Annotated in this window: 17 protein-coding genes; all 17 read left to right on the top strand. The window is 72.1% G+C overall.

The features are described 5' to 3' along the window. Window positions 1-58 precede the first annotated feature (58 nt). On the top strand, window positions 59-1,123 hold the full coding sequence (locus GA0070215_RS10715) for an alpha-hydroxy acid oxidase (protein ID WP_091044698.1): 1,065 nt from the start codon (window positions 59-61) through the stop codon (window positions 1,121-1,123). A gap of 108 nt (window positions 1,124-1,231) precedes the next feature. Next, the gene (locus GA0070215_RS10710; protein ID WP_244166950.1) at window positions 1,232-1,966 is read left to right on the top strand and encodes an ABC transporter ATP-binding protein; all 735 of its coding nucleotides are present in this window, start codon (window positions 1,232-1,234) and stop codon (window positions 1,964-1,966) included. Continuing rightward, window positions 1,963-2,799, top strand: coding sequence for an ABC transporter permease (locus GA0070215_RS10705; protein ID WP_018786411.1), 837 nt, complete (start codon window positions 1,963-1,965; stop codon window positions 2,797-2,799). The genes GA0070215_RS10710 and GA0070215_RS10705 overlap by 4 nt, the downstream gene beginning before the upstream one ends. 1 nt (window position 2,800) lies before the next feature. Next, window positions 2,801-4,168 (top strand): MmgE/PrpD family protein, encoded by a 1,368-nt coding sequence (locus GA0070215_RS10700; protein ID WP_091044691.1) that lies wholly within the window; start codon window positions 2,801-2,803, stop codon window positions 4,166-4,168. A gap of 59 nt (window positions 4,169-4,227) precedes the next feature. After that, entirely contained in the window at window positions 4,228-5,097 is an 870-nt protein-coding gene (locus GA0070215_RS10695; RefSeq protein ID WP_081635954.1) for an IclR family transcriptional regulator, read from the top strand. A gap of 318 nt (window positions 5,098-5,415) precedes the next feature. Next, window positions 5,416-7,071 (top strand): ABC transporter substrate-binding protein, encoded by a 1,656-nt coding sequence (locus tag GA0070215_RS10690; protein WP_091044688.1) that lies wholly within the window; start codon window positions 5,416-5,418, stop codon window positions 7,069-7,071. 14 nt (window positions 7,072-7,085) lie between these two features. After that, a complete protein-coding gene (locus GA0070215_RS10685) occupies window positions 7,086-8,096 on the top strand; it encodes an ABC transporter permease (RefSeq protein WP_091044684.1) in 1,011 nt (336 codons plus the stop codon). Next, window positions 8,096-8,980 (top strand): ABC transporter permease, encoded by an 885-nt coding sequence (locus GA0070215_RS10680; RefSeq protein WP_018786416.1) that lies wholly within the window; start codon window positions 8,096-8,098, stop codon window positions 8,978-8,980. The genes GA0070215_RS10685 and GA0070215_RS10680 overlap by 1 nt, the downstream gene beginning before the upstream one ends. Further along, window positions 8,977-11,010: a dipeptide ABC transporter ATP-binding protein gene (locus tag GA0070215_RS10675; protein ID WP_244166949.1), complete on the top strand. Its 2,034-nt coding sequence runs from the start codon at window positions 8,977-8,979 to the stop codon at window positions 11,008-11,010. The genes GA0070215_RS10680 and GA0070215_RS10675 overlap by 4 nt, the downstream gene beginning before the upstream one ends. Continuing rightward, window positions 11,007-13,058, top strand: a complete 2,052-nt coding sequence (locus GA0070215_RS10670; RefSeq protein ID WP_091044681.1) for a hydantoinase/oxoprolinase family protein — start codon at window positions 11,007-11,009, stop codon at window positions 13,056-13,058. Before GA0070215_RS10675 ends, GA0070215_RS10670 begins: the two co-directional genes overlap by 4 nt. Continuing rightward, window positions 13,055-14,743 (top strand): hydantoinase B/oxoprolinase family protein, encoded by a 1,689-nt coding sequence (locus tag GA0070215_RS10665; protein WP_091044677.1) that lies wholly within the window; start codon window positions 13,055-13,057, stop codon window positions 14,741-14,743. The genes GA0070215_RS10670 and GA0070215_RS10665 overlap by 4 nt, the downstream gene beginning before the upstream one ends. After that, entirely contained in the window at window positions 14,736-16,406 is a 1,671-nt protein-coding gene (locus GA0070215_RS10660; RefSeq protein WP_091044674.1) for a hydantoinase B/oxoprolinase family protein, read from the top strand. Before GA0070215_RS10665 ends, GA0070215_RS10660 begins: the two co-directional genes overlap by 8 nt. Beyond that, a complete protein-coding gene (locus GA0070215_RS10655) occupies window positions 16,403-17,668 on the top strand; it encodes an amidohydrolase family protein (RefSeq protein WP_091044670.1) in 1,266 nt (421 codons plus the stop codon). The genes GA0070215_RS10660 and GA0070215_RS10655 overlap by 4 nt, the downstream gene beginning before the upstream one ends. Further along, entirely contained in the window at window positions 17,665-18,078 is a 414-nt protein-coding gene (locus GA0070215_RS10650; RefSeq protein WP_018786422.1) for a nuclear transport factor 2 family protein, read from the top strand. The genes GA0070215_RS10655 and GA0070215_RS10650 overlap by 4 nt, the downstream gene beginning before the upstream one ends. Further along, on the top strand, window positions 18,075-19,079 hold the full coding sequence (locus tag GA0070215_RS10645) for a zinc-binding dehydrogenase (RefSeq protein ID WP_091044667.1): 1,005 nt from the start codon (window positions 18,075-18,077) through the stop codon (window positions 19,077-19,079). Before GA0070215_RS10650 ends, GA0070215_RS10645 begins: the two co-directional genes overlap by 4 nt. Beyond that, window positions 19,076-19,405, top strand: a complete 330-nt coding sequence (locus tag GA0070215_RS10640) for a TIGR04076 family protein (RefSeq protein ID WP_018786424.1) — start codon at window positions 19,076-19,078, stop codon at window positions 19,403-19,405. The genes GA0070215_RS10645 and GA0070215_RS10640 overlap by 4 nt, the downstream gene beginning before the upstream one ends. Beyond that, window positions 19,402-20,400 carry an LLM class flavin-dependent oxidoreductase gene (locus GA0070215_RS10635; RefSeq protein ID WP_018786425.1) on the top strand — a complete coding sequence of 333 codons (999 nt, stop codon included), beginning with the start codon at window positions 19,402-19,404 and terminating at the stop codon, window positions 20,398-20,400. Before GA0070215_RS10640 ends, GA0070215_RS10635 begins: the two co-directional genes overlap by 4 nt. The last annotated feature ends 1 nt before the right edge of the window (window position 20,401 follow it).

Below are 20,401 nucleotides of genomic sequence, written 5' to 3'. Positions count from 1 at the left end.
TCGCCGGCGGGGCCGGCTCCTAGACGTTGGGAAGACGATCGTGACTTCGGTACCAGGGGTGAGCTCCACCCACATCAAGAACTTCGGAGACCTCAAGGCCGCTGCCCGCAGCGGGGCGCGGCAGGCCGTATGGGACTTCCTGGAGGGCGGCGCGGGCGCCGAGCGCAGCGTCGCCGCCAACCTCGACGAGTTCGACCGCTGGACGTTCCGGCCCCGGATCCTCACCGGCAGCAAGCCGCCGTCGCTGGAGACGACCTACCTGGGCTGGCCGCTGAGGATGCCGGTGGCCACCGCGCCGTTCGGCGCGGACGGACTGTTCCACCCGGACGGCCAGCTCGCCGTGGCCGGCGCGGCGCAGGACGTCGGTGCGCTGGCCCTGGCACCGCACGTCTCCACCCACCCGCTGGAGAGGATCCGCGAGGTGGCACCCGAGTCGGCGCTGATGTTCCAGCTCCACCCGGTCGGCAACCTGGCCAACTTCCGGCGGCTGGTCCGCCGGGCCGAGTCGGCCGGATACCGCGGCCTCGTGATCACCGCCGACTGCCCGACCGCCGGTTACCGCGACCGCAACCTCGCCAACCAGTTCGTCTACGAGGACGTCATGCGCGGCAACTACCGGGGCGAGACGGACCACGCCGAGGAGATGTTCGGCGAGTTCCGCGCCATGAGCCAGCCGGTGTGGACGTTCGACTACCTGGCCGAGGCGCTCGGCGAGACCTCGCTGCCGGTGGTGATCAAGGGTGTGATGACCGGCGAGGACGCGGTGCTCTCCGCCGACATCGGCGCGGCCGGGGTGATCGTCAGCAACCACGGCGGACGGCAGCTCGACTGCACCCCGGCCACGCTCCGGCAACTGCCCGAGGTGGTGGAGGCGGTCGGCGGCCGGATCAGCGTCGCCGTCGACGGCGGCATCCGGCGCGGCACCGACGTGCTGAAGGCGCTCGCCCTCGGCGCCGACCTGGTGGTGGTGGGCCGGCTCGCGGCGATGGGGCTGTGCGCCGGCGGCCGCGACGGCGTACGGCGGGCCCTCGAGATGGTCGCGGCGGAGATGGTCAAGTCGCTCGCCCTGCTCGGGCGATCGAGTCTGGCCGAGGTCGACCGCTCCATGCTCCAGCCGGCCTGACAGCGACACGGGAGAAGTCGGATGCCTTCTGAGAATTCGGGAACCGCCCGCAACGCCGTCGTCTCGGCGCAGGCCGTGTCCATGACCTACCACGGACGCCGTGGTCCCGTGAACGCCCTTTCCCGTGTGGACTTCAACCTGTGGGAGGGGGAGTTCGTCGCGCTGCTGGGCCCGTCCGGCTGCGGCAAGTCGACGCTGCTCAACATGGTCTCCGGGCTGATCATGCCGACCAGCGGGTCGCTGACCTACCGCGGGACGCCGATCGACGGCCCGAACACCAGCATCGGCTACATGACCCAGCGGGACTCGATCCTGCCCTGGCGTACGGTCTCCGAGAACATCGAGCTGCCGCTCCAGATCCGCCGAGTCCCGGCACGGGAGCGCCGCGAGAAGGTCGCCACCTACATCCAGATGGTGGGCCTCAGGGGATTCGAGAACACGTACCCGGCCGGCCTGTCCGGAGGCATGCGCAAGCGGGTGGGCCTGGCCCAGGCGCTGGTGTACGAGCCGGAGACGCTCCTGCTCGACGAGCCGTTCGGCGCACTCGACGCGATCCTGCGCCTGCGCATGCAGGCCGAGTTGCTCTCGCTGACGGAGAAGCTCGGCGCGGCGGTGCTGTTCGTGACCCACGACATGGACGAGGCGATCACGCTGGCCGACCGGGTCGTGGTGATGAGCGCCCGCCCGGCCCGCATCGTCGACGTGATCGAGGTCGACCTGCCCCGCCCGCGGGACCTGGAACAGCTTCAGTTCACCGCGGAGTACCAGGAGGTACGCCGCCGCGTCTGGCACAACCTCGGGCGGGAGATCCACGCAGGCGAGAAGGAGATGGCGAAGCCATGAGTGACACCGAGACGGTCAGCCGCAGCGCGGTCACCGCGCCGGACGCCGGGCCGGACACCGCCAGGCCGCCCCGCAAGCTCAATCCGAAGATCAAGATCGCGCTCGGGCAGATCGCCGTGGTGGTCGTCTGGCTCGGTTCGTGGCAGTGGATGTCCGGCCGGGTGGTCGACCCGTTCTTCACCAGCTCGCCCAGCGCGATCGGGCAGCAGTTGCTGGAGTGGTTCCGCACCGGTTCGATCTGGCCGCACCTGCTCATCACGTTGCAGGAGTTCGGCGCCGGCCTGGCGATCGGCAGTGTGGCCGGCGTGCTCGTCGGTTTCACCCTGGGGCGGTTGCCGACCACCGCGGCGGTGCTCAACCCGTTCGTCACGGTCGTCTACAGCATGCCGAAGCTCGCCCTGGCCCCGCTGTTCGTGCTCTGGTTCGGCATCGGGTTCGGCTCGAAGATCGTGCTGGTCGGACTGATCTCCTTCTTCCTGGTCTTCTACAACACGTTCACCGGCGCGCGTGACGTCGACCCGCTGTTCATCGACTCGCTGCGGATCATGGGGGCCAACCGGCTGACCATCTACCGCCGGGTCGTCATGCCGTCAGCCGCGGTGTGGGTGATGACCGGTCTGCGCATCGCCGTGCCGCAGGCCGTGATCGGCGCGGTCGTCGGTGAGCTGATCTCGTCCAACCAGGGCGTGGGCTACATCATCGCCAACGCCGCCGCCTTCTTCAACACCACCGGCGTGCTGGCCGGCGTCGCGCTCGTGGCATGCGTGTCGGTCGTCCTCTCCCAACTGATCATCACGTTGGAGCGCTGGGCGACCCGCTGGAAGCAGGGCTGAGATGAATCCGACCGCCGCGCTGGCGCGCTGGGCCGCCGACCTGCGGTACGACGACCTCTCCGCCGACTTGGTCGGGCGGGTACGCGGACTGCTGCTCGACCACCTCGGGGTGGCGGTGCTCGGCAGCACCCGCGACCACCACCGGCGCTGGGTCTCCACCGAACTGCGCATGGGCGGCGGTGAGCCCGGCCTGAGCACCGTCGTCGGGACCGCCCTGCGCGTGGCACCCGACCGGGCGGCGTTCCTCAACGGCGTCGCGGGCTCGTCCGGCCCCAACCTCGACGACGTCTGGCACGGCTCGCTCGGGCATCCGGGTGTCGGCACGTTCCCGGCGCTGCTGGCGCGCGGCGAGGAGGTACGTGCCTCCGGCCGGGCACTCGTCGAGGCAGCGGTGGTCGGATACGAGGTCACCATGCGGATCGGCACCGCTCTCGGCCGGTCGGCGTTCGACCGGGGCTGGCACCCGCGGGGCGGGTGCAACGCGGCGGCTGCCGCTGTGGCGAGCCTGAAGGTGGGCGGCGAGCAGCGGGCCGAGGTCTACCAGGCGGCGATCGGCCTGGCCGTCAACGCGGCGGCGGGCGTGGTCGGCGCGGCGTACTTCTCCGACGCCTGGTACGCCCTGTCCGGGCAGGCGTCCCGGGAGGGACTGCTCGCCGGTCTCGCCGCGCACGCCGGCCTGCGCGCCACCGACGAGCCGCTGGCGGCCGACCGGGGCTACCTGGCCGCCGCCTCCGATGAGGTCGACCTCGACAGCCTCACCGAAGGGCTGGGCGGCGAACCGATGCTGATGCTGGCGGGCCAGAAGCTGTACCCCTCCTCGGGCGCGACGCATGCCGCGTTGGAGGCGGCGATGACCGCCCGTGCCGAACTGGGTCGCGATGCCGCCGAGATCGTGGAGATCAACGGCTGGGGCTTCCGCGAGATGGTCGACGTGCTCGGCCGGGCCCATCCGTCGACGGCGCTGGCCGCGAGCATGAGCACCCCGTACGTGGTCGCCTGCGGAGTCCGCGACGGCGGGTTCGAGCTGTCCCATCTGGATCCGGGCCGGATCGCGGACCCGGAACTCGCGCGCCTCCAGTCGGTGACCCGGCTGGCCGTCGACGACCGGCTCGACCGGATGCCGCCCCGGCACCTCGGCGCCCGGATCCAGTTGGTGGCCCGGGACGGCCGGCAGGCGACCGCCGAGGTGCTCGCCGCGAGCGGGCACGCGGGCAACCCCCTCGAATTCGACCGGGTCGCGGGCAAGGTGCGGCGGCTGCTGGCCGGCAGGTGGCCGGAGGCCTCCGTGGAACGGCTGGTCGACGGCGCGGCCGCGCTGCCCGCGACAGACGTCGAGGCTTTGATGCGGGTGGTCCGGCTCGGCGGATAATGAGTCCGCGGCATTCTCCGGCACCATAGACGCCAACTGTTCTTTAAGGAGCCTTCGGCATGGCCCCAGTGGATACCGGTCCGGCCGGCGCGGAGATCATCGTTCAGTCCCGGCCCGTTCGGCGACCGGAGCCGGGCGGCACGGAGCAGCCGGACGGGGACGACGGCCGGGCCCGCTCCGGACTGGCCCGGACCTTCGCGATCATCAATCTGCTGGCATCCCGGGCGCCCGAGGCGCTGGGCGTGTCGGCGATCGCACGCGACCTCCGCATTCCCAAGGCGGTCGCGCACCGGATCCTCAAGGAACTGGTGACCGACGCGTTCCTCGCGTTCGACGAGGGGACCAAGCAGTACCAGCTCGGTCCGGGCGCGCTGACTGTCGGGCTGGCCGCGCTGCGGACCCTGGACGTGCCGAAGACCGCCCGTCCCTATCTCGAGCGGCTCGTGGAGCTCAGCGGGGAGACCGCCACGCTGTCCATCCGGCAGGGCTGGCAGCGGGTGTACGTCGACCAGGTGCTCTCCCCGCACGAGGTGCGGATGTCGGTGGCCCTGGGCCGGATGTACCCGCTGCACGCCGGGTCGTCCTCCAAGGCGATCCTCGCCGCGCTGCCGGACGAGATGATCGAGGAGTTCCTCACCCAGCACCGGCACGCCAGCCTCACCCCGCGGACGCTCACCTCGGCCGACGCGCTGCGGGACGACATCACCGGTGTCCGGGAGCGGGGATACGCGGTGAGCTTCGGCGAGCGGCAGGCCGGCTCGGCCAGCGTCGCGGCGGCCATCCGCAGTGCCTCCGGAGACGTGGTGGGCGCGGTGTCGCTGTGCGGTCCGCGGGAGCGGCTCGCCGAACAGACACTGCGGCACGGCGCGGCGGTGGTCGAGGCGGCCCGCGCCGTGTCCCGCGACATCGGCTACCGCGGGCCGTTCTGACCGACGAGGCCGGCTCCGGCCCGCACGGCGGGTCCGAGGAGACCGGCCGCCCCTGACCGCGCCAACGACGACCCCGGGTGTACCTCCCGGGGTTCTCGGCGTTTCCGGACCCGGCCGAGGTCGTCTCAGGCCATTCCAGTGAACTTTCGTGAACGCATGCTCCCGGGACATCCCGCACTTCGGGAGGCTGCAGTTTCGTGATGCGTTCGTGTTCGGTGAACGGCGTTCACCCCCTTGTTCACCTGTGCCTAATCCGGTAGAACACCAGGTAGGTCCGCAGCTAGGGCCATCTGCCTCGTGCTTCTAGGAGGACTTCTCATGGCTCGTTCACCCCGTCCGGGCGCCTCCTCGCCCGCGCTCTCCCGCCGCGGCGTCCTGCAGTTGGGCGGTAGCGTCGCGCTCCTGTTCGCGACCGGAGCCTGCGCCGCGGACAGCGGCAGCAAGTCCACCGACGGAAAGTCGGGTGGCGCCTCCGCCAAGACGCTGCGCATCGCCGTCTCCAGCTACCTGTCGAGCTGGGACCAGGACTTCGTCGGCTTCGACCTGACCGCGTTGATGCTCTACAAGAACGTCTTCCCGTACCTGATCGACTACGGGGTCACCAACGCCGACGGCAGCCAGATCCTCGACACCGGGAACATCACCCCGACGTTCGCCGAGTCGTTCGAGCCGGACGCCGAGCAGAAGGTGTGGACGCTCAAGCTGCGTCGCGGCGTGAAGTTCGCCAGCGGCAACGAGATGAAGGCCGCCGACGTGAAGTGGTCGAAGGACCGCGCGTTCGCCGCCCAGGCCAACGTGGCCGGGATCTACCGCACCATCGGCCTGACCAGCGCCGACCAGGTCAAGGTCGTCGACGACTACACGGTGGAGTTCCACCAGGCGTTCCCGAGCGCGCTGACCCGGCAGATCCAGGCGATCTCGCTCTACGTCTTCGACTCCGTCGAGGCCAAGAAGCACGCCAGCGGCAGCGACCCCTGGGCCAAGGAGTGGTTCGCGAAGAACCCGCCGACCGGCGGCTACTTCAACGTCGCCAAGGCCACCCAGGGCCAGGAGATCGAGCTGAGCGCGAACACCGGTTACCCGGGCCCGGACCCGGCCAGGACGCCGACCATCCGGATCTCCGTGGTGCCGGCCGCCTCCAACCAGCGGCTCCAGCTCCAGGCCGGTGACATCGACATCGCCCTGGGCATCAGCCAGCGTGACATCCAGGACCTGAAGAAGGCGCCGGGCATCAAGGTCATCTCGGCGGCCAGCAACCGCCAGGTCGCCATCCAGATGTCGGTGACGGCAGCGCCGTTCAACGACGTGAACGTGCGCAGGGCGCTCGCCTACGCGGTGCCCTACGAGCAGATCATCACCAACGTGTACGGCGGTGACGCCCGCGCGGCCAAGAGCCCGGTCCCGCTGGACATGCCCGGGTACGACGAAAGCGGCTACCCGTTCACCCACGACCTGGACAAGGCGAAGGCCGCCATGGCCGCCGCCGGCCGGGCGTCGCTCGACTCCGAGCTGGTCTTCGAGGCCGACAACGAGGAGCAGCAGAAGATCGCCGTCCAGGTGCAGGGCGAGGCGGCAAAGGCCGGCATCCGGCTCAAGCTGACCCCGCTGGACCCGGCGACCCTCGGCGAGCGGCGGACCAAGAAGAACATCCCGCTCCAGATCACCTCCGGGCAGCTCTGGGTGGACGACGTCGAATACATGCTGGCGACCAGCTTCGTCAAGGGCGCCAATCTCAACTACTCGAACTACAGCAACCCGGAGATCGAGCAGATCTACGAGAAGTCGCACACCACCGTCGAGGCCGGCGCCCGCAACGCGCTGTGGAAGCGGGTCCAGGAGATCCTCGCCGCCGACGTGCCGTGGGTGGTCATCTGCCAGCCCAACTTCAACCTGCCCGTCCGGGAATCTGTCGCCGGCTGGGTGCAGCCGATGGACGGTCTCGCCCGCCTGCGCTACCTGAGCGCTTCGGCCTAGGGATCAACCCACCCATGCGTATCCTCCGGTTCGTCGTCAGGCGACTACTCCAGCTGGTCCCCGTCCTGCTCGGAGTGGTCGTCCTGGCCTTCCTCCTGGTCCGGGTGCTGCCGGGCGACCCGGTCCGCAGCATCCTCGGGCAGAACGCCACCGAGGAGGACGCCGCCGCGGCCCGGGCCCGCTTCGGGCTGGACCAGTCCCTGTGGCACCAGTTCCTCGACTACCTCGGCGGGCTGCTGACCGGTGACTTCGGGACGTCGATCCAGAGCGGCGGCTCCGTGGGCTCGGAGATGGCGCTGCGGGTGGGGCCGACCCTGGAACTCGTGGTCATCTCGGTGACCTTCGCGCTGGTGGTGGCGACGGTGCTGGGCATCTGGTCGGCCAAGCGGGCCAACCGGGCCGGTGACCACAGCATCCGGATCTTCGCGCTGGTCGGCAACTCCGTACCGGAGTTCTGGCTCGGCCTGGTGCTGGTGCTCGTCGGCTACAGCATCCTCGGCTGGTTCCCGGCGCCGAACGGCCGCGTCGACCCGGACACCGGCCTGACCCCGCTCACCGGTGCCGACCTCGTCGATGCCGTCCTCACCGCAAACGGGCCGGCGACCGCCTCGGCCGCTGCCTACCTGGTGCTGCCGGTGCTGACCCTCGTGGTCGGCGTGGTCGCCCCGCTGCTGCGCAGCGTCCGGGCCTCCGCACTGGAGGTGCTGCACTCGGAGTCGTACGCCGCGGCGAAGGCACACGGGCTGCGGGACCGGACGCTGCACCACGGCTACCTGCTGCGGGCGACGCTGGTCCGGCTGCCGTCGCTGGCCGCGCTGGTCTTCGGTACGGCGATCGGCTCCACCGTGCTCGTCGAGTACGTGTTCTCGTGGCAGGGCTTCGGCCAGTGGGCCCTGCGCGGCCTGCTCTACCGGGACTACCCGGTGGTTCAGGCGTCGGTGCTGGTCATCGCGCTGTGCTACGTGCTGGTGTTCCTCATCGCCGACGTGGTCCACGCGATCCTCGACCCGAGAGTGAGGCTCTGATGGCCGAGCTGCGCACCGTCCCCGGCGGTCCCGCCGCCGCGCCGGTGGTCGTGCCCGGCGGTGACCGGGACGGCCGGTTCGCCAGCCGCATGATCATCGCCGGGGCGAGCATCCTGTCGGTGGTCGCGCTGGCGGCGGTGTTCGCGCCGCTGCTGAGCCAGTGGGGTGAGACCGAGATCGACGCGGCCAACACACTCGTCGCGCCGGGCGGCAGCCACCTGCTCGGCACGGACGGCAACGGCATGGACATCTGGAGCCGGGTGCTCTACGCCGCCCGGCTCGACCTGGGCATCGCCCTGGCCGCGGTCGCGCTCGCGGTGGTCGTCGGCACGCTGCTCGGTCTGGTCGCCGGCTACTTCGGCGGCTGGCTGGACGACGTGCTGATGCGGGTGGTCGACATCTTCCAGTCGTTCCCCACCTTCATCCTGGCGCTGGCCGTGGCCGCGCTGCTCGGCAACGGCACGATCAACCTGATCGTCACCATCGCGGCGGTGAACGCGCCGGCGTACGCCCGGCTGGTCCGCGCCGAGGTGCGGTCGCTGCGGGAACTGCCGTTCGTGGACGCCGCGATCACCTCCGGGGCGTCGCCGGCCGGCGTGCTCTGGCGGCACCTGCTGCCCAACAGCCTCACCCCGGTCCGGGTGATCGCGCCGCTGAACTGCGGCTGGGCCATGCTCACCCTGGCCGGGCTCTCCTTCCTCGGCCTGGGCGTGAGCATCCCCGAGGCGGAGTGGGGCGCCATGATCAGCCTGGGCGCCGCGGACGTGGTCGGCGGCCGGTGGTGGACCTCGGTCCCGCCCGGCCTGGCCCTGTTCGTCTGCGTCCTGGGTTTCAGCCTGCTCGGCGAAGGCCTGCAGGACCGCGCCAACGCGAAGCGGCGGTGACCGTGCTGTCGATCGAGAACCTCTCCGTGACGATCCGCCGGCCCGGCCGGCAGGTGGCAGCGCTCAGCGGCGTCAGCTTCGCCGTACGACCCGGCGAGGTCGTCGGCCTGGTCGGTGAGAGCGGCGGCGGCAAGAGCATGGTGGCCCGCGCCGTCGTCGGGCTGCTGCCCGGCGGCTCGCACGCCACCGGCCGGGTGCGCCTCGGCGACTCGGACGTGCTGCGTATGGACGACGCCGCGCTCGCCGCCCACCGCGGGCGGGGGGTGGCGATCTGCTTCCAGAACCCGCGCGGCGCGCTCAGCCCCACCCGCACCATCGGCAAGCAGCTCGTCGACCGGCTCGCCACCCACCAGGACATGTCCGGCGACCGGGCCCGGGAGGCGGCGCGCGAGCTGTTCGAGACGGTCGGCATCCGCAGCGCGCAGCGGCGGCTCGACGCGTACGCCCACGAGCTGTCCGGCGGCATGGCCCAGCGCGTGATGATCTCGCTGGCCACCGGCTGCGCCCCGGAACTGCTGATCGCCGACGAGCCGACCACCGGCCTGGACGTGACGCTGACCCGGGAGATCCTGCGCCAGTTCCGGCACGCCGCCGACACCGACGGCCGGGGCGTCCTGCTGATCTCGCACGACCTGGCGTCCATCGCGGAGGTCTGCGACCGGGTCGTCGTGCTCTACGCCGGCACCGTGGTGGAGAGCGGACCGGCCGCGCAGGTGCTGCGGGAGCCTGCGCACCCGTACACCCGGGCGCTGCTGCGCTCGGTGCCGGACGTCGGCGGCCGGCCGGTCGTGGCCACCCCCGGCGCCATGCCGCTGCTGACGCAGGAGCCGGACAACTGCCCGTTCGTCGCCCGGTGCGCGCACGCCGACCGCACCTGCTCGACCCGGCGCCCGCCCACCGCGCCGGTGCCCGGTGGCGGCGAATGGTCGCTCGCCTGCTTCCACCCGCAGACCCGGCCGCTGGACGCCGGTACGCCGCCGCCACCGGCCGCCGAGGAGAAGGGCGCGGAAACCGGTGCGAACCCGAAGCCGGCCGTGCTGGAGGTCGAGGACGCGCACGTCGTCTACCGGAGCCGGTTCGGATCCGGCGGGCACCACGCGCTGCGCGGCGTCACGCTGCGGCTCGCCCCGGGTGAGACGCTGGGTGTGGTGGGGGAGAGCGGCTGCGGCAAGAGCACGCTCGCGAAACTCGTGATGGGCCTGGTCGCGCCCACGTCCGGGACGGTAACCGTCGCCGGGCGGGCGCTGGTCGGGCAGCCGGGCCGCCCCCGCCCGCGGGGCCGGGCGCTGCGCCGGGCCCGGACCCGCGCCCAGCTCGTGTTCCAGGACCCGATCGGCTCGCTGAGCCCACGCCGCACCGTCGGTGACTCCATCGCCGAGCCGCTGCGCGCCGCGGGCCTGTCCCCGGCGCAACGGGAGGAGCGCGTCACCGCCGTGCTCGACCGGATGGAGCTGGACCGGTCGATCCTCAAGCGCTACCCGCACGAGCTGTCCGGCGGGCAGGCGCAACGCGTCGGCATCGCCCGCGCGCTGGTGGGCGAGCCGGACCTGATCGTCTTCGACGAGCCGACCTCTGCGCTGGACGTCACCGTCCAGGCACAGATCCTCGACGTGATCGCCGACGTGGCGGCCGACGCCGACCGCGCCTCGGTGTTCATCTCCCACGACCTGGCTACGGTGCGCGGGTTCGCCGACCGGGTCGTGGTGCTCTACCTCGGCCGGGTCGTCGAGGAGGGGCCGGTGGACGTCGTCTTCGACACGCCCCGGCACCCGTACACCCGGGCGTTGCTGGGCAGCGCCCCCCGCCTCGGCCCGACGACCGGGTCCGACGGCGAGGCCGTCGAGCTGGTCAAGGACCTGGAGGAAGCCGACGCCGCGACCGGGTGCCCGCTGGCCGCCCGGTGCCCGTTCGCCACCGGCCGGTGCCGCACGGAACAGCAGGAGCTTCAGTCGTACGGCGAGAGCCGGGCCGCCTGCTGGCGCGTTCCCGAGCTTCCCGCCCTCATCGGAAGGCAGGCTGTCACGCCATGACCCGTCGCCCCATCCGGCTCGCCGTCGACATCGGCGGGACCTTCGTGGACGCCATGGAGCTGGACACGCGCACCAACCGGGTCCGTTTCCGCAAGGCGGCGACGACCCCGGCCCGGCCCGCGGACGGTGTCCTCGCCGCGATCACCGCGCTCGGCACCGACCTGTCCGAGGTGGAGCTGTTCATCCACGGCACCACCCTCGGCCTCAACGCGGTGCTGGAACGCCGGGGCGGCCGTACCGGCATCATCACCAACGAGGGCTTCCGGGACATCTTCCTGATCGGTCGCGGCAACGTGCCGTCCGACCACATGTACGACTTCCAGTACCAGCGGCCGGAGAGCCTGGTGCAGCGACGCTTCACCGCCGGCGTGCGGGGCCGGCTCGACTACCGGGGCCGCGTGGTGGAGCCGCTGGACCCGGACAGCGTACGGGCGGCCGCCCGCGCGCTCGTGGTGGACCAGCAGGTCACCTCCATCGCCATCTGCTTCCTGCACTCGTTCCTCGACCCGAGCCACGAGCGAGCGGCCGCGCGCCTGATCCACGAGGAGTTCCCCGAGGTCAGCCTGTCGCTGTCGACCGACATCGTGCGCGAGTACCGGGAGTACGAGCGGACCAGCACCACGGTGCTGGAGGCGTACATCCGGCCGATCTTCGAGCGGTACGTGGACGAGCTGGAGGCGGGCCTCGCCGAGCGCGGCTTCGACGGGCGCTTCCTGATCATGCGGTCCGGTGGCGGCTCGATGACAAGCGCGGTCGCCAAGACCGCGCCCACGCACACAGTGCTGTCCGGCCCGGCCGGCGGCATCGTCGGCGCCGCCTACGTCGCCTCCGAGCTGGGCCGGGACAACGTGCTCACGTTCGACATCGGCGGCACCTCGCTGGACGCCTGCGTGATCGAGCGCGGCAACCCGGTCGCCGCGTACGAGGCCCAGCTGGAGCACTTCCCGCTGCTCATCCCGACATACGACATCCGTACCATCGGCGCCGGTGGCGGCTCGATCGCCTGGCTGGACCACGGCCTGCTCAAGGTCGGCCCGCAGAGCGCCGGCGCCGACCCCGGCCCGGTCTGCTACGGCCGGGGCGGCACGAAGCCCACGGTCACCGACGCGGCGGTGGTGCTCGGCTACATGGACCCGGACCGGTTCCTCGCCGGCACCATGGGGCTGCGCGACGCCGAGGCGCGCGCGGCCGTCCAGGAGCAGCTCGCCGAGCCGCTGGGCCTGACCGTGGAGAACGCGGCGGCGGGCGTGTTCGACGTGCTGCTGGCCCGCACCGTCGGCGCGGTCCGGCAGATCACCGTCGAGCGGGGGCACGACCCACGGCAGTTCGCGCTGCTCGCGTTCGGCGGGGCCGGCCCGCTGCTGGCGCCGCTGCTGGCCCGGGAGATGGGCATCGGCGAGGTGATCGTGCCGTTCGCGCCGTCCGGCTTCTCCGCCTGGGGCATGCTCTCGGCCGACATCGTGAACGATCTCAGCCGTACCGTGATGGCCACCCTCGACGACGCCGACCTGGCGGAGCTGGAGCAGCTGTTCGAGACGGTCGAGGCCGAGGCGGTCGCGTCGCTGGTGGCGCAGGGTGTGCCGGCCGGCGAGGCGGTGCTGGAGCGGCAGTTCGAGCTGCGCTACCTCGGCCAAGAGCACAGCCTGATGGTCACCGTCGGGCGTGAGCTGGACCGCGACGCCGTCCGCGCCGCGTTCGACGAGACGCACCGCACCCGGTACGGCCACACCATGGGCAACCCGCTGCAGATCCTCAACCTGCGGGTGCGCGGCATCGGCCGCACCGACCGGCCCGACCTGGAGACCCGGCCGCGCGGGGACGGCGACCCGTCGCAGGCGTTGCTGACCCACCGTGACGCCTACGACTTCGGGCGGCACGCGGTGGTGCCGTTCGCGGTCTACGACCGGGCCCGCCTGGAGCCGGGCGACACATTCGACGGACCGGCACTGATCGACGAGGGTACCTCCACCACAGTGGTGCCCAGCGGTCAGCGGGTCACCGTCGACGACCACGGGTACCTGCTCGTCACCCTGGAGGAAGCCGCATGAGCACGCTGGACGGAGCCCAGGTCGAGGTCGTCCGCAGCTATCTGTTGTCCGCCGCGGAGGAGATGCGGGCCACCCTCATCCGTACCTCCTTCAACCCGGTCATCTACGAGGTGCACGACTTCGGCCTGTCGATGTACGACGCCGACCTGCGGCTGGTCGCCGAGGCCACCGGCCTGACGTTCTTCCTCGGCGCGAACGACTTCTCGCTGCGCAAGGGCGTGGAGTACGTGGGCCGGGAGAACCTGCACCGCGGCGACGTGGTGCTGCTCAACTACCCGTACTGGAACGCCGCGCACGCGTACGACGCGACGCTGTTCGCGCCGGTGTTCCGGCCGGACGAGGCCGACCCCGACGCGGACGGAGACCTGGTCGGGTTCCTCTGCGTCCGCGCGCACTGGATGGACCTGGGCGCCAAGGACCCCGGCTACGTGCTGGACTCGACCGACATGCACCAGGAGGGACTGATCTTCCCGGGCACCAAGGTCGTCTCCCGGGGCGAGCCGGTACGCGAGATCCACGAGCTGATCCGCTTCAACTCGCGGATGCCGGACGCGGTGCTGGGTGATCTGCACGCGCAGATCGCCGCGCTGCGCACCGGCGAGCGCCGGATGCTGGAGATCATCGAGAAGTTCGGCCGGGACATCGTGGACGAGGCGGTCGACCACATCATCGCCGACGGCGAGGCCCGCGCCCGCGCGGCGCTGGCGACGCTGCCGCAGGGCAGCTGGACCGCCGAGGACTGGGTGGACGACGACGGCATCACCGACGACCCGGTGAAGATGCGTGTCACGGTGACCATCGCCGACGGGCGCTTCGTCGTCGACTTCGCCGGTTCGGCCCCGGCCACCCGCGGCCCGATCAACATGCCGTTCGGCGCGACCGAGGCGATCTGCAAGGTCGTGCTGAAGGCGCTCACCTCCCGCGACGAGCCGTCAAACGCAGGCACCGTGGCGCCGCTGGAGGTGTGGGCCGAGCCGGGTACGCTGTTCCACGCCGTCTACCCGCAGCCCACCTTCACGCTCTGGACCGGCATCGTCGCGGTGGAGCTGATCCTCAAGGCGCTGGCCCAGGGCATGCCGGACCGGCTGCCCGCGTCCTCCGGCGGCGACGTGCCCGGCTTCATGATGGTCGGCCTGCACCCGGACACCGGGAAGATGTTCGCGGTCAGCAACAACGACCTGGTGGGCTGGGGCGGCACCGCACGGCACGACGGGATGGACGCCGCCACCCACGTCTCCGGCAGCACCGGCCGGGGCACCCCGATCGAGGTCATGGAGGCCAAGACCGGGATGTTCTTCGAGCGCTGGGAGATCCGCGCCGACTCCGGCGGCGCGGGCCGCTTCCGCGGTGGCTGCGGCCTGCGACGGGACATCCGGTTCCGGACCCCGGGGGAGTTCCTGACCGTCATCAAGAAGACGAAGAGCGCGCCGTGGGCGCTCGACGGCGGCGAGCAGCCGGAGCCGAACCAGGTGGTGGTGTTCCCGGGCACCGACCGCGAGCACCGGGTGAGCACCAAGCGTACTGTCGTGGCGACGGGCGACCGGGTCACGCTGCTCACCGCCGGTGGCGGCGGGCACGGCGACCCGCGCCGCCGCGATCCGGAGGCGGTCCGGCGGGACGTGGCCGAGGGCTACGTCTCCCGGGAGGCCGCCCGGGACGTCTACGGAGTGGACGTCGATGGGTGAGCCGGCGGTCGACGGGGCGACGGTCGAGGTCGTCCGCAGCCACCTCGTCTCGGCCGCCGAGGAGATGCGGGCCGCGTTGGTGCGCACCGCGTTCAACCCGGTGATCTACGAGGTGTACGACTTCGGCATCTCCGTCTACGACCGGCGGTTGCGGCTGGTCGCCGAGTCCACGGGGTTGTCCCGCTTCCTCGGTGCCAACGACTACTCGCTGCGCAAGGGCGTGGAGTACGTCGGCCGGGAGAACCTGCACCGCGGCGACGTGGTGCTGCTCAACTACCCGTACTGGAACGCCGCGCACACGTACGACGCGACGATGTTCGCGCCGGTCGTGCTGCCCGACAGCGAGGAGCTGATCGGGTTCCTGTGCATCCGGGCGCACTGGATGGACCTGGGCGCCAAGGATCCCGGTTACGTGCTCGACTCCACGGACATGCACCAGGAGGGAATCATCTTCCCCGGCACGAAGGTGTACTCCCGCGGCGAGCCGGTGCCCGAGATCCACGAGTTGATCCGCTTCAACTCCCGGATGCCGGAACTCGTCCTCGGCGACCTCAACGCGCAGATCGCCGCGCTGCGTACCGGCGAGCGGCGGGTGACCGAGCTGTACCGCGACTACGGCCCGGCGGTGGTCGACGCGGTCGTCGACCGGGTGATCGACGTCGCCGCGCAACGCGCCCGGGATGCGGTGGCCGCGCTGCCGCAGGGCAGCTGGACCGCGGAGGACTGGCTCGACGACGACGGCGTCAGCGACGACCCGATCCGGATGCGGGTCACCGTCACCGTCGCCGACGGCGAGTTCACCGTGGACTTCGCTGGCTCGTCAGCGGCGGTGCCCGGGCCGGTGAACCTGCCGTTGGGCGCCACCATCGCCACCTGCCGGGTCGCGTTCAAGGGCGTCACCACGCCCGGCGAGCAGACGAACGCCGGGCACTTCGCGCCCCTGCGGGTACGCGCCGAGCCCGGCACGCTGTTCCATGCCCGGTACCCGGCTGCCACGTTCACCCAGTGGACCGGCACCGTCGCGCTGGAGCTGATCCTCAAGGCGCTGGCGCAGGGCATGCCGGACCGGCTGGCCGCCTCCTCCGGGGGCGACGTGCCCGGGTTCATGATGGTGGGCCGGCACCCGGACACCGGCGACCTGTTCGCGGTCAGCAACAACGACCCGGTCGGGTGGGGTGGCACGCCCCGGCACGACGGCATCGGACCGGCGAACCACCTGTGCCAGACCCAGGCGCGCAACACGCCGGTCGAGGTGCTGGAGTCGAGGACCGGGATGTTCTTCGAGCGCCTGGAGATCCGTACCGACTCCGGTGGTGCCGGCCGGTTCCGGGGCGGCTGCGGCCTGCGGCGGGACATCCGGTTCGTGACGCCGGGCGAGTTCCTGACGGTGATCAAGAAGACCAGGAGCGCGCCGTGGGCGCTGGCCGGCGGCGAGCAGCCCGAGCCGAACCAGGTGGTGGTGTTCCCGGGTACGGACCGGGAGCACCGGGTGAGCACACGGCGGACCGCGGTGGTGGTGGGGGATCGGGTGACCTTGCTGACCGCCGGCGGCGGCGGGCACGGCGACCCGGGGAGTCGGGATCCGGAGGCGGTACGACGGGACGTGGCCGAGGGCTACGTCTCCGCCCGGGCCGCCCGAGACATTTATGGAGTGATCGCGTGAGTGCCGCCTATTCGCCCGAGCAGCCGAGCCTGCTGCTCGGCAACTGCACAGTGCTCGATGCCCGAGTGGTGGACGGCATGGCGCCCGTGACCGGCGCCGGGGTGTGGATCCGGGGTGACCGGATCGCCGCCGTCGGGCTGTACGCCGAGGTGGCCGCGCAGGCACGCGACGCCGGCCCGCTGACCGAGCTGGACCTCGACGGCGCGTACCTGACGCCCGGGCTGGTCAACATGCACACCCATTTCTCCCTGTCGCTGCCCGGTTCCGGGGGCGACGGCGTCAAGGGGATGGGCTCGTACGACCTGGCCCACTACATGGCCGACGGGGCGCGGCGCACGCTGCACTCCGGGGTGACCACCGTGCGCTGCGTGGCGGAGAAGGACCACGCCGACTTCGCGTTGCGGCGGGCGATCAACGCCGGGCGGGTGCCGGGTCCGCGCATCTACACCGCCGGTCGGGCGCTGGTCTGCACCGGCGGGCACGGCCACGAGAGCAACGACACGCTGGAGTGCGACGGCCCGGTGGGCTTCCGCCAGGGCGTGCGCAGCCAGATCAAGGCCGGCGCGGACCTGATCAAGGTGATGATCTCGGGCGGCATCGCCGGTGAGCACGAGAGCATCCACACCCCCCAGTTGTTCGCCGACGAGATGAGCGCGGTGATCGAGACCGCGCACGCGTGGGGCCGCAAGGTGACCGCGCACGCCGGACCGGCCGAGGTGATCGGCGCGGCGGTGGAGCTGGGACTGGACTGCGTGGAGCACGGCTACCAGCTCACCCCGCAGGTCGCGGTGCGGATGGCCGAGCGCGGCACCGCGCTCGTGCCGACGCTGCTGGTGACCCGCTGCAAGGAGTTCTTCGACGAGCTCGGCGTGCCGGAGTGGATGCAGTGCCGGTCGCTCGGCGCCGGCCCCCGGCACCTGGAGAGCTTCGACATGGCGATCGCCGCCGGGGTGGAGGTGCTGCTCGGCAGCGACATGCCCCCGTTCTGGCGGTTCGAGGGCACCAGCGCCTCGGTCCGGGAGCTGGAGTACATGTCCGAGCGGATCGGCACCGCGCGGGCCATCCACGCCGGCACTCTCGGGCCGATCCGGTGGCTCGGCGCGGAGTCCGACCTCGGCACCGTCGAGGCCGGCAAGCTGGCCGACCTGATCGCTACCGACGCCGACCCGCTCGCCGACACCTCGGCCTTCCGGGCCGTGCGGTGGGTCATGAAGGGCGGGCGGGTCGCCCGCGACGACCGGAACCAGGAGGCGACGCGATGACGTTCGCGCAGGCGGGCGCGGCGGAGATAGCCGCCGGCATCGACGACATGTACGCCGCGTTCCTCGCCGGGGACCGGCAGCGGTTCGACACGCATCTGGACCCCGACGTGACCACCTGGGAGACGCACCTGCCCGGGCCGCTGCGGACACGCGCCGAGCTGGACGAGTACCGCGCCCGGCGCGACGCCGCGGGGCAGCGGCCCCGGCTGGCGGTGCTCGCCGCGCGGGACAAGCGCATCGACGTCTGGGACGACTTCGGCGTCGCCCGGTACGAGCTGGTGGCGCGGCTCGGCCCGGACGACGAGCCGGAGATCACCCGGGTCACCGACGTGGTGCGCCGGATCGACGGCCGCTGGGTGATCGTGCACCACCACGCCGAGTTGGTCCGGCAACCGGTGGGTGCGGCGTGATCCGGCGGTTGACCGCCGGGCGGACCGGTGAACCGGCGGACGTGCTGTCGGTCGCCGAGTTGCCCGACGACCCGCCGCCCGGCCCCGGTGAGGTGCGGCTCGCCGTCCGTACGGTGGGGCTGAACTTCCTGGACGTCATGCTCTGCCGGGGCGAGTACCCGGTGCAGCCGGATCCGCCGATGACGCCGGGCGTGGAGGCGGCCGGCCGGGTCGTCGCCGCCGGTGCCGGAGCCGGGCACCTGCTGGATCAGGAGGTGCTCGCCTGCCCGGTGCTGCCGCGCGGCGCGCTCGGCAGCACCGTGACGGTGGACGCCGCAGTTGTCGTGCCGCTACCGTCCGCAATGGACCCGGTGATCGTGGCGGCGCTGCCGGTCACCTACCAGACCGCCTGGTTCGCGTTGGAACGAGCCGGTCTCACGGCCGGGCAGACGGTGCTGGTGCACGCGGGCGCCGGCGGGGTCGGCATCGCCGCGATCCAGCTCGCGGTGGCCCGCGGCGTGCGGGTTCTCGCCACCGCCGGTGGCCCGGCCAAGACCGCGATCTGCCGCGACCAGGGCGCCGAGGTGGCGATCGACTACACGACGGACGACTTCGTCCCCGCCGTGCTGGCTGCCACCGGCGGGCGGGGCGTGGACGCCGTCGTGGACCCGGTCGGCGGCGACGTGTTCGCCCGCACCTGGGAGTGCCTGGCGTTCGAGGGCCGCCTGGTGGCGGTGGGAGCCGCGGGTGGCGCGCCGCCGCCTGTCGACCCGCTGCGGCTGATGGCGGCGAACGCGACGCTCGTCGGGCTGTCCTGGGGCTCGCAGTACCCGTGGCGCCGGGCGAGCGCCGTCGGGGCCGCGTACCGGGAGTTGTTCGACATGTGCGCCTCGGGCGCGGTCCGGCCGCCGATCAGCCGCGTCGTGTCGCTGGACGAGGCGCCCGCGGCGCTCACCGAACTGGCCGAACGCCGGACCACCGGCAAGATCATCGTGCGGATCGACGAGGGGGAGGGACCGTGAGCGACAGCGCCGACGGCGACATGGAGATCTACGACCTCAAGGTGACAGTCGACCGGATCGAGGGCCGGTCGGTGTGCGGCATGGCAGTGGGCGACCACTTCGAACTCACCGACAGCGCGCACCTGCGGCTGCCCGAGGGACAGCACTTCTGCGTGTACGCGCTCGCCTCGGTGCTGCCCTTCCTCGCCGCCAAGCAGCGCGATCTGGCGCCGGGGGACTGGCTGGCCCAGGACTCCCACTTCATCTGCCCCGACCCGGAGGAGCGGCTCGTCATGAGGGTGGAACGGACCTGCCGCCGCACGATGAACTCGGCGGACCTGACGTGACCGTCGAGATCGGACTCGGCCTGCAGAGCGACAAGCCGGCCGGCACGTACGCCCGGCTGGCCCGCGCCGCCGAGGAGCACGGCTTCGACGTGCTCACCGTCTTCGGCGACCTGATGTACCAGCCGCCGATCTTCCCGCTGCTGGAGATGGCACAGGCGACCGGACGGGTACGCCTCGGCGCGGCCTGCCTGAACCCCTACTCGATGGCGCCGTACGAGATCGCCGGTCAGCTCGCCGCCCTGGACCTGGCCTCACACGGGCGGGCCTACCTGGGACTGGCCCGCGGGACCTGGCTGGGCGCTGTCGGCCTGCCGCAGCCGCGCCCGCTGACCACGATCGAGGAGGCGGTGCAGGTCGTCTACCGCCTCTTGCGCGGCGACCGCGGCGGCTTCACCGGGAAGGTCTTCTCGCTTGCTCCCGGCACCGCCCTGCGCTACGACGTGCAGCGCCCCGACCCGCCGCTGCTGCTCGGCGCGTGGGGCCCGCAGGGCGCGGCGCTGGCCGGGCGGATCGCCGACGAGATCAAGGTGGGCGGCAGCGCCAACCCGGACATGGTCCCGGTGATCCGCGAGCGGCTGCGGGCCGGCGCGGAGAAGGCCGGGCGCGACGTCGCGGACGTCGGCATCGTGCTCGGCGCGGTCACAGTGGTCGACACCGACGGCGAGGCGGCCCGCGCCAAGGCCCGCACCGAGGTCGCCATGTACCTGGCCGTCGTGGCCGAGCTGGACCCGACCGTCGAGATGCCCGACGACCTGGTCAAGCGTGTCGGCGAGCTGGTCGACGCGGGCGAGGACGAGGCGGCGGGCCGGCTGATCCCGGACGACGTGCTGGACCGGTTCGCCTTCTCCGGCACCCCGGAGCAGGTCGCCGCGCAGGCCCAGGCGCTCATCGACGTGGGCGTCCGCCGGGTCGAGTTCGGCACGCCGCACGGCCTCACCGACGAGCGCGGCGTGGACCTGCTCGGCTCGGCCGTCCTACCGCTGCTGCGCAGGTGAG

The sequence above is a fragment of the Micromonospora marina genome (assembly GCF_900091565.1).
Classification (GTDB): domain Bacteria; phylum Actinomycetota; class Actinomycetes; order Mycobacteriales; family Micromonosporaceae; genus Micromonospora; species Micromonospora marina.
This window is presented reverse-complemented; position numbering and strand designations above follow the sequence as displayed.